General features: G+C 48.7%; 1 protein-coding gene. It reads left to right on the plus strand.

All coding sequences use genetic code 11. The features are described from left to right. Positions 1-43 precede the first annotated feature (43 nt). Positions 44-1,116: IS3 family transposase (locus tag SIN01_RS14755; protein WP_141306178.1), on the plus strand; the 1,073-nt coding region annotated here is incomplete at its 3' end.

The following is a 1,116-nucleotide window of genomic DNA, read 5'->3' on the forward strand; positions in this document are numbered from 1 at the left end:
GGACGTGCGGACAAAATCCTGGACTTCGGGTATACTATAAATCATGTATTCTAACGTAGATAAACTCAAAGCAGTTCAGCTATTCCATCAATACGATCGAGCATGGGCACAAGTCCTTCGTGAACTGGGCTATCCCTCACGAAGCGCCCTTAAGTTATGGGTTAGGCAATACGAATCAGACGCTCATGCCTTTGATGAGCGGAGTCGTGGAAAGTACACAGATTCTCAGCGTAAGGAAGCCGTCGATTACTACTTCGAACACGGTCGTAGTTCTGTTCGTGCAGTTCGCATCCTTGGTTTCCCTTCCCGCACTCTGCTAGACATCTGGGTACGGGAAGATTCTCGGTATACTGAGCACAAGATTACCGTTGCCCCGGATCGAGTGAAACACCCAATAAAGCCACGTGTGGTAAAGTCAAATACCACCGCTATGCAGGTCGCTAAACTAAAACAGAAAGCGCCGTGTGACGCTGTGAGTCGGGTTGCTCCTCGTAATCTAACTTCGCTGAACCACGAGGAGTTACTAAAAAGGGCACAAGAACTAGAGCTCCAGAATGATATCCTTCTCCAGGTGAATGATCTCTTAAAAAAAGATTTGGGCATCGATCAGCTCAAGCTCACGAACCTGGAGAAGGTTCAAGTGATTGATGCCCTACGTTTAAAGTATCCACTCAAGACACTCCTGGCTGCGCTCCAGCTATCCAAGAGTAGTTACTTCTACCAACACACGGCAATGGCCCGAGAGGACAAATATGCGCAGGTGCGGCCTCGGCTTCACGCTATCTTCAAGCAGAACTATTCCAGCTATGGCTATCGACGAATGACAGGGGAACTTCGCGATGAAGGTATCCGTCTCTCTGAGAAGGTTGTACGACGCCTAATGGTAGAAGAAGGCCTGTATGTCACGATTAAACGCTGTCGAAAGTATAGCTCTTACGCCGGTGAGATCACGCCGGCCGTTCCCAACCTCTTAGCACGTGACTTCACCGCAGATCGTCCTAACGAGAAGTGGCTCACAGACATCACGGAGTTTTCGATTCAAGCAGGCAAAGTCTATCTCTCACCAATCATTGATTGCTTTGATGGGCAGATTACGAGCTGGTCTATCGGTACAAG

It is taken from the genome of Sporolactobacillus inulinus, assembly GCF_006539285.1.
Classification (GTDB): Bacteria; Bacillota; Bacilli; order Bacillales; family Sporolactobacillaceae; genus Sporolactobacillus; species Sporolactobacillus inulinus.